This window comes from Modestobacter sp. KNN46-3, assembly GCF_011039295.1.
Genome location: NZ_JAAKGN010000042.1, coordinates 23,867 through 31,603, shown reverse-complemented (window position 1 = coordinate 31,603; position 7,737 = coordinate 23,867). Strand labels below are relative to the sequence as shown.

Annotated in this window: 11 protein-coding genes; 6 read left to right on the top strand and 5 right to left on the bottom strand. The window is 74.5% G+C overall.

The window, feature by feature from the left end; genetic code table 11:
* Positions 1 to 9: 9 nt before the first annotated feature.
* From G5C62_RS11470 to G5C62_RS11460, 3 genes are read right to left on the bottom strand one after another with little or no spacing between them, the layout of a single operon-like run.
* The gene (locus tag G5C62_RS11470) at positions 10 to 555 is read right to left on the bottom strand and encodes a GerMN domain-containing protein (RefSeq protein ID WP_164701058.1); all 546 of its coding nucleotides are present in this window, start codon (positions 553 to 555) and stop codon (positions 10 to 12) included.
* Entirely contained in the window at positions 552 to 1,925 is a 1,374-nt protein-coding gene (locus tag G5C62_RS11465) for a cell wall metabolism sensor histidine kinase WalK (protein WP_164701057.1), read from the bottom strand. Before G5C62_RS11465 ends, G5C62_RS11470 begins: the two co-directional genes overlap by 4 nt.
* Complete coding sequence (locus G5C62_RS11460) at positions 1,922 to 2,638, bottom strand: response regulator transcription factor (protein WP_036334476.1); 717 nt, start codon at positions 2,636 to 2,638, stop codon at positions 1,922 to 1,924. The genes G5C62_RS11465 and G5C62_RS11460 overlap by 4 nt, the downstream gene beginning before the upstream one ends.
* A gap of 142 nt (positions 2,639 to 2,780) precedes the next feature.
* Between G5C62_RS11460 and G5C62_RS11455 the strand changes: the two genes are divergently transcribed.
* Both G5C62_RS11455 and G5C62_RS11450 read left to right on the top strand, forming a co-directional pair.
* A complete protein-coding gene (locus tag G5C62_RS11455) occupies positions 2,781 to 3,149 on the top strand; it encodes an STAS domain-containing protein (protein ID WP_164701056.1) in 369 nt (122 codons plus the stop codon).
* 49 nt (positions 3,150 to 3,198) lie between these two features.
* Positions 3,199 to 4,557, top strand: a complete 1,359-nt coding sequence (locus G5C62_RS11450; protein ID WP_164701055.1) for a DUF2254 domain-containing protein — start codon at positions 3,199 to 3,201, stop codon at positions 4,555 to 4,557.
* 12 nt (positions 4,558 to 4,569) lie between these two features.
* On the opposite strand, the gene G5C62_RS11445 is transcribed toward G5C62_RS11450, so the two are convergent.
* Complete coding sequence (locus tag G5C62_RS11445; RefSeq protein ID WP_036334480.1) at positions 4,570 to 4,869, bottom strand: STAS domain-containing protein; 300 nt, start codon at positions 4,867 to 4,869, stop codon at positions 4,570 to 4,572.
* 339 nt (positions 4,870 to 5,208) lie between these two features.
* On the opposite strand from G5C62_RS11445, the gene G5C62_RS11440 reads away from it, so the two are divergent.
* The 3 genes from G5C62_RS11440 (at position 5,209) to G5C62_RS11430 (ending at position 6,408) form a co-directional block, all read left to right on the top strand.
* Positions 5,209 to 5,748 carry a DUF421 domain-containing protein gene (locus G5C62_RS11440; protein ID WP_164701054.1) on the top strand — a complete coding sequence of 180 codons (540 nt, stop codon included), beginning with the start codon at positions 5,209 to 5,211 and terminating at the stop codon, positions 5,746 to 5,748.
* 146 nt (positions 5,749 to 5,894) lie between these two features.
* Positions 5,895 to 6,188, top strand: a complete 294-nt coding sequence (locus G5C62_RS11435; protein WP_164701053.1) for a hypothetical protein — start codon at positions 5,895 to 5,897, stop codon at positions 6,186 to 6,188.
* A gap of 7 nt (positions 6,189 to 6,195) precedes the next feature.
* The gene (locus tag G5C62_RS11430) at positions 6,196 to 6,408 is read left to right on the top strand and encodes a hypothetical protein (protein WP_164701052.1); all 213 of its coding nucleotides are present in this window, start codon (positions 6,196 to 6,198) and stop codon (positions 6,406 to 6,408) included.
* A 30-nt stretch (positions 6,409 to 6,438) separates the two neighbouring features.
* Here the strand turns inward: G5C62_RS11430 and G5C62_RS11425 are convergent, their stop codons facing one another.
* Entirely contained in the window at positions 6,439 to 6,846 is a 408-nt protein-coding gene (locus G5C62_RS11425) for a four-helix bundle copper-binding protein (protein ID WP_036334489.1), read from the bottom strand.
* Between the two features lie 202 nt (positions 6,847 to 7,048).
* Here G5C62_RS11425 and G5C62_RS11420 point away from each other — a divergent pair, with 202 nt between their 5' ends.
* Complete coding sequence (locus G5C62_RS11420) at positions 7,049 to 7,726, top strand: response regulator transcription factor (RefSeq protein WP_052090940.1); 678 nt, start codon at positions 7,049 to 7,051, stop codon at positions 7,724 to 7,726.
* Positions 7,727 to 7,737 lie beyond the last annotated feature (11 nt).

Genomic DNA, 7,737 nt, shown 5'->3' with positions numbered 1-7,737 from the left:
TCTGCTGCTTCAACTCGACGACCACGTCGTCGAGCTCGTCGTAGTCCAGCGTCTCGGCGTGGGCCATCTCCCGGGCCTTCGCCAGCCGCTCGGTGAGGTGGTCGACGACGATGACCCGGCCGGCGCCTCGGCGTCCCCGCCCAGGTCGATCGTCACCGTCCCGTCGGCCAGCTCGTCCACCGACAGCGACGTCTCCGGCCGCAGCGCGGTGGACAGCCGGTCGGTCAGCTCACCGGTCGTCGGACCGGTCGCCAGGTCGTCGAGCAGCTGGTCGAGCCGTGACGACAGCGCACCGGAGCGGAGCGACCGGCCGCGCGGGACGAGGGCGCCGTCCTCGGCCACCAGGTAGATGCGCGGCTCGTCGATCCGCGCGGAGGCGGAGGGGGCGCCCGTGGCGGTCGGGCTGGGGGACGCGAGGTCGTAGGGCACCTGCGAGGTGGGGATCGGTTCGGGCGCACCACCGATCGGGACGCCGCAGCCGGCCAGCGCCCCGGCCAGCAGCAGCGCGCCGGACCAGACCACCCCAGCGGACGAGTGCGTGCGGAGGCGGCTCACTGCGGTGCGCCGGGGAGGGAGAAGGTGAAGCGCGCGCCGCCGAACGGGCTCTCGGAGCACCAGGCGCCTCCGCCGTGCCCGGTCGCGGTCTCCTCCACGATCGCCAGCCCCAGACCGGCACCGGGGAGCGACCCGCGGGCCGCCCGCGGGCCCCGGGCGAACCGCTCGAACACCCGCTCCCGCTCGACGAGGGGCACGCCGGGGCCGGCGTCGTCGACCATCACGACCACCGAGCCCTCCCGGCGTTCCACCAGCACCGCCGCCGCCCCGCCGGCGTGCCGGTCGGCGTTGTCCAACAGGTTGGTCACCGCCCGCTCCAGCCGGTTCTTGTCACCCTGCACGACCGTCTCCTCGTCCGGGTCCGCGGACAGCACCACCTCCGGCCCGCCGCGGTGCGCCAGGACCTCGCGGACGAGCGCGGCCAGCGAGACGGGCTCGTCCGACGCCGTCACGGGGTCGCCGTCCACCCGGGCCAGCTCCAGCAGGTCGTCCAGCATCCGGCGGAACCGGCCGAGCTCCCCCTGGATGAGGGTCAGCGCCTGCTGGCCGCGTGGGGAGAGCTCCTCGCGGCGGGCACCCAGCACCTCGACGCTGGTGACCAGGCTGGTGAGCGGGCTGCGCAACTCGTGGCTGACGTCGCCGACGAACCGGGTGTCCCGGTCGATCCGGGAGGCCAGCGCATCGACCATGCTGTTGAAGCTGGCGACGATGGCCAGCAGGTCGGGGTCCTCCGTGGGCGGCAGCCGGATGTCCAGCTCACCCCCGGCGATCCGGGTCGCCGCCCCGGCCACCTGCTCCAGTGGCTGGACGACGCGCCGACTGGCCCAGGCCCCGAACAGCGCCCCGGCCAGGGTGGCGGTCGCCGCGCCGGCGCCCAACACCGCGGCCAGCGTGCGCAGCGCGGTCTGCAGCTCGACCAGCGGGGCGACCTCGTAGAACTCGACGCCCGCCGCGGCGATCGGGATGCCGATCACCAGCTGCGGGCCGGTCGGGCTGTCGACCCGGGCGGTGCTGGCCGTCCCCGAGGCCACCAGCTCCTGCAAGGGACCCGGGACGTCACGGGCGCCGACGTCCAGCCGCGAGGAGTACCAGGCGCCGCCGCTGCGCACCACGACGTCAGCGCCACCGGAGGGGACGAGGTCGTCGAGCTCGTCACCGACCTCGCTGCCCGCCGTGGACAGCCGGCTGGCCAGTACGTTGGCGTCGGTGAACGCCTGCCGGGTGGCGGCGCTCTCGCGCTGGTCCAGCAGGTAGCTGCGGGCGAGCGCGAAGGTGGTGGTCACCAGGACGGCGGAGACCAGCAGCGCGCCGACGGCGAAGGCGAGCACGATCCGCGCCCGCAGCCGTCTCGGCGCGAGCGCCAGCCTCACTGCGGGTCCAGCCGGTAGCCCAGGCCCCGCACGGTCACCACGAGCGTCGGCGCGCCCGGGTCCCGCTCCACCTTGGTCCGCAGCCGGCGCACGTGCACGTCCACCAGCCGCTCGTCGCCGAAGAACCCGTGCTCCCACACCCGCTCCAGCAGCGCCTGCCGGCTGAGCACCCGGCCGGGGGAGGCGGCCAGCTCGCACAGCAGCCGGAACTCGGTCAGCGTCAGGTGTAGCTGCTCGGTGCCGCGGTGCACCGTGCCCCGGTCCGGCCGGAGCACCAGCGGTGCCGCCGGGTCGCCGTCGAGGACCAGTTCCTGGGGGCGCTCGTCCGCACCCGAGCTCGCGCTGATCCGGCGGCGCAGGGCGCGCAGCCGGGCGGTGATCTCCTTGACCTGGAACGGCTTGGTCACGTAGTCGTCGGCGCCGGCCTCGAGTGCGGCCACGATGTCGTGCGTGTCGGCCCGGGCGCTGACCACCACGATCGGCAGGTCGTTGGCGCGACGGACCTCGCGGATGACGGCGTAGCCGTCCATGGCGCCGAGCATCAGGTCGACGATCATCAGGTCCGGCGCGGCGATCGCCACCTGCCGGCAGGCGTCCTCTCCGCTGGCCGCCTCGGCGACCTCGTAGCCCTCGTCCTCGAGGGCCCAGCGCAGGGGCATGCGGATGTGGTCGTCGTCCTCGACCAGCAGCAGACGCGGCGACACGCGGCCCATGCTGCCATCGCCGCGGTGCGCGCCCCGCGCCGGTCGGGGAGCCGTCACACGATCGCAAACCAACCAGCGGGGGATCGCAAGGTGCGGCACCCATCCTCGGAGGGGTCCACCCGACCACGCAGAGCCGCGGGGAGCACTGCCGATGAGCGCCACCGCCGTCCACCGTCCAGCGACGGGCACGGACGCCGAACCCGCGCGTCCCGGCCGGGACGGTCAGGTGGTCCTACGGCTGTCCGACGACCTGCTGGCCGACGGGCTCGCGGACCTGCGCTGGCTGCTGCACGACGCCCTCCTGTCCGGCGCGCGCCGGCTGGTCGTGGACCTCACCGACGTCCGGCAGCTGTCCAGCACCGCGGTGGCCAGCTTCCTGTGGGCGCACCGGACCTGCCGGGCCCGCGGCGGCGCCGTCGTCCTGCGCGGGGTGAACCGGCGCACCGAGGACCTGCTGCACCGCACCGGCCTGTGGCGGGTCATGCAGCTGGAGGACCCGGCTCACCCGACAGAGGGCTGATCGGCCCGCCGCACCGGCGCTGGACAGGCCGGTGGGCGAGACTCCCGCCATGTCGAATCCCGCCTCTCACCGCGGTGGGCCGCTGAGCCGCCTGGTCGGCTCGGTGCGGAGCAGCCTCTGGCCCATCCCGGCGCTGGGCGTGCTGCTGGCCATCGGCCTCGGCGTCCTCCTGCCGGAGCTGGACCAGCACTGGGCGACCCGGGAGCACCCGCTGACCTTCGCCTTCGGTGGTGGGGCGTCCGCGGCGCGCGACCTGCTGGCCGCGATCGCCGGCTCGCTGATCTCGGTGACGGGCGTGACCTTCTCGCTCACCGTCGTCGCGCTGCAGCTGAGCAGCAGCCAGTTCACGCCCAGGCTGCTCCAGACCTTCTCCACCGACCGCACGGTGCAGCTGACGCTGGCTCAGCTCGTGCTCACCTTCGTCTACGCCCTCACCGTGCTGCGGACGGTGCGCACCGAGAGCGCCACCGAGGACGAGAGCGCCTTCGTGCCACGGCTGTCGATCACGGTGGCCTACCTGCTGGCGCTGGGCAGCGTGCTGGCGCTGGTCCTCTTCCTGGGCCACCTCTCGCGGCTGCTGCGGGTGGAGACGATGTTGCGCGACGTGCACGACGAGGCCACCCAGACCGTCGCGCGGGAGCTCGACGAGCCGGACGACGGGGCTCAGGACACAGTGGGGGACCACGGTGCCGGACCGCCGGTGCCGCTGGTGGCCCGGTCCAGCGGCTTCCTCGTCGGGGTGGACGAGAGGGCGGCCGTAGCCGCGGCACGCGAGGCCGGCGTGGCTGTCACCCTGGCCGTGCGGATCGGTGACTCCGTCGTCGAGGGGACGCCGGTGGCCCACGCCCGGTCGCTCGCGCCGGGCGGCAGCCCGGACACCGGGACGCTGGAGGAGGCGTTGGACTCGAGCTTCCAGCTGCACTACGAGCGGACGCCCGACCGGGACCTCGCCTACGGGTTGCGCAAGGTCGTCGACATCTGCGTCCGCGCACTGTCCCCGGGCACCAACGACCCGACGACGGCGGTGCACGCCCTCTCGCACGCCTCCGCGTTGCTCGGGCGTTTCGCGGAGTGCCCCGTGCCTCCCCGCATCTGCCGGGACGAGGAGGAGCGGGTCCGGCTCGTGGTGCCGCCGTGGCAGCTGCCGGAGCTCCTGCAGCTGGCCGTCGAGGAGCCGCTGCAGTTCGCCGAGGGACAGCCCACCGTGCTGCGCCGTCTGGCCGGGCTGTTGCGGGAGTTCGCCTGGCGCGCCCAGGGCCGCGGCATCGACGAGCTGGTCTGCCGGTACGTCGACGCGGTCGCCGAGCGGGCGCTGGAGTCGACCGCCGTCCTCGAGTCCGAGACCAGCGCCTGGCGGCAGGGGGTCCGCCAGGCGCTGGCCGGGAGCTGGCCGGCCGAGGTCGGCTGACCGTCCCGGGCGTCAGCCGACGACGGTCTCCCGCGGTGCGTTCCGGAGGAGCAGTTCGTCACCGGAGGCCCGCATCGTGGAGCGCAGGTCGGAGAGGACGTGCAGACCGACGGCGTCGGCGGCCTGCACGTCGGCCAGGTCCAGGACCACGGTCGAGTGCCCGAGCCGGCGGAGCCCCTCGACGGTGCCCCGGAGCAGGTCGGCGCCCTGGGGGGTGAGGTGTCCGCTGACCCGGACCCGGCCGGTGTGGCCGTCGACCACCTCGGTGAGCGAGGGGCCGGGGAGCGGGTGCGGTGAACGCTGAGCGGTCACGTCGTCCTCCGGGGTGTCGGCATCGGGCTGTCTGTGACGGGTCGCTGGGGCGGATGGCAGGCGACACGGGGTGGCGGTGGCTCCGGACCCGGTTCGCCGGGACCTGACAGTGGCACCCGACCGGCGCGGCCGACAGGTCTGCGGGCGGACCGTCACGTACCTGTCACATCGCCGCCGTGGACTCCGGCGCCGCCATCGACCGGCGCCGGCCGGTGTGTTTCCGGCCGGGGCGGGCTGGCTACGGGGGTCGGGATCAGCCGGGCGCAGCTGCTGCGTCCCTGCGGACCCCACGGCAGGAGGGGAGCGGGCCGAGCGGGCGAACAGGACGAGGAGAGCGGCATGTGGTGGGACTCGTGGGCGGACCTGGGCCGGATCCTGGCGGTGGGGGCGGCGGCCTACGTCTCCCTGGTCGTGGTGCTGCGCTTCTCCGGCAAGCGCACGCTGGCGAAGCTGAACGCCTACGACCTGGTCGTCACCGTCGCGCTCGGCTCGGTGCTGGCCACGATCCTGCTGAGCTCCGACGTCTCCTGGGCCGAGGGCCTCACCGCACTGGCCCTGCTGGCCGCGCTGCAGATGCTGGTCGCCTGGGCCTCGGCCCGTTGGGGCGGGGTGCGCAGCGTCCTGACGGCGCGGCCGACGCTGCTGTTCCGCGAGGGCCGGCCGCTGCCGGGGCCCATGGAGGAGCAGCGGGTGACGCTCGACGAGATCCGGCAGGCCGTCCGGGCCAGCGGATCCGGCGACCTGGCCGACGTCGCCGCCGTGGTGCTGGAGACCGACGGCTCCTTCAGCGTCGTCCCGAGCAGCAAGATCGGGAACTGGTCGGCCTTCGAGGGGGTCGCCGGCGCGGAGGTCGGCGCCACCGGAGACCAAGGGGCCTGACCGCGGAGACCAGGCGGCCTGACCGCGGGGGCCTGGGCGGGCTGACCCCCGGGACCGGGGAGGTTCGTTTTGCGATCCTGTGACGGTTGCCCGGACACGCAGGCGCCGACCTACCGCGGGCGGCGCTCGTCACTCAGGGTGTGCGCATGGTCTCCGTCTGGATCCTCTCCCTGCACAACCTCCACTGCCCGGAGTGCGACACCCGGCTCATCGAGCGCGCCGGCCGGTTCGAGGTGCCCGGCCGCCCGCGCCCGGTCCTCGTGGGGGAGGTCGGCACGCTGTGCTGCCGGGGTGGCCACCCGCTGCCCAGCCGACACGAGCTGTACGCGCACCGGGAAGAGCGTGGCCGCGCCCGGACGGCGACCGTCCGGGAGGTCGCGCCCCCCACCTCCACCGACGTCCAGCTGGTCGCGGCCGGTGCGCCGCTGGCCGACGCGTGAGCCGGCGATGACCCTCTCCATCGCACCGGCGGACGCGACCACCACCGATGGTGGGCGACGGAGCGGGGGACGGCTGGGCGGCGCGCTCGCCGCCCTGCTGCGGTGTCCCGACTGCGCGTCCCGCGACCTGGTGGACGCCACGCAGCCGACCGAGGACCACAGTTGGTGGGCGACCATGCTGTGTCGTGCCTGCGGGTGCGAGTGGATCGCCCGCTCCTGACCGTCCCCGGTCGGCCGCGTGCCCGGCCGGTCAGCCCAGCGAGCTGATCAGCTCGCGGCAGGCCTGCTCGCAGCGGCGGCAGGACTCCGCACAGACCCGGCAGTGCTCGTGCATCTCGGCGTGGCCGCTGCACTCGTCCCCACACGCCTTGCAGGCGGCCGCGCAGGCCTCGAGGACGGCCCGGGTCAGGTTGGCGTCGTACCCGGTGTGCCGGGACAGCACCCGCCCGGTGGCCTCGCAGACGTCGGCGCAGTCCAGGTTGGTCCGGATGCACGTGCGCAGGTCGGCGACCATGTCCTCGGCCAGGCAGGCGTCGGCGCACGCGGTGCACGCCTGCGCACACTCCAGGCACGCCTCGATGCAGGCGACGAGCTTCTCCCGGTCGATGCCCCCGAGGTCCTGCGGGTACGTCTCCAGCATCTGGGCTGCTGCGCTCATGTCGGGTCCTCCCGTCGTCCGGGCGGCCGGTTGCCGCCACGCGTCCCCGCCGCCTACCCACCGCGGACGACGTGGTCACGTGCGTCATCGAGTCGTCATCCGGCACCGCCTAGATTCGCTGCCGGAGGCGTGCGTCGGAACGCGCCGGCAACCGACGACCCAGCCGCGTCGCCATGGCCCGGCGGAGAGCACGAGGTACCGCGTGACCACGGACGCTGCGTCCGGCCCCATCCGGGTGTTCCTGCTCGACGACCACGAGATCGTCCGGCGCGGTGTCGCCGACGTGCTGGAGACCGACCCGGGCATCACCGTGGTGGGCGAGGCGAAGAACGCCGCCGAGGCGCTGGCCCGGGTGCCTGCCCTGCGCCCGGACGTCGCCGTGCTGGACGTGCGGCTGCCCGACGGTGACGGCGTCTCGGTCTGCCGGGAGCTGCGGTCCCGGCTGCCCGACCTCAAGGCGGTGATGCTCACCAGCTACAGCGACGACGAGGCGCTGTTCGAGGCGATCATGGCCGGGGCCTCGGGCTACCTGCTCAAGCAGATCCTGGGGCAGGACCTGGTGAGCGCGGTGCGCACGGTGGCCGGTGGCGGGTCGCTGCTGGACCCGGCCGCGGCGGCCGCGGTCATGCAGCGGATGCGCCGGGCGGCCGAGCCCAGCGGCCCGCTGGCCAAGCTCAGCGACCAGGAGCGGACGGTGCTCGAGCTGATCGGCGAGGGGCTGACCAACCGGCAGATCGGCGAGCGGATGTTCCTGGCCGAGAAGACGGTGAAGAACTACGTCTCGCACCTGCTCGCCAAGCTGGGGCTGGAGCGGCGGACCCAGGCCGCGATCCTGGCGACCGAGCTCCGGGGCTCGGGCCCCGCCTCGTCCCGGGGTTGACCCCGGTCGCC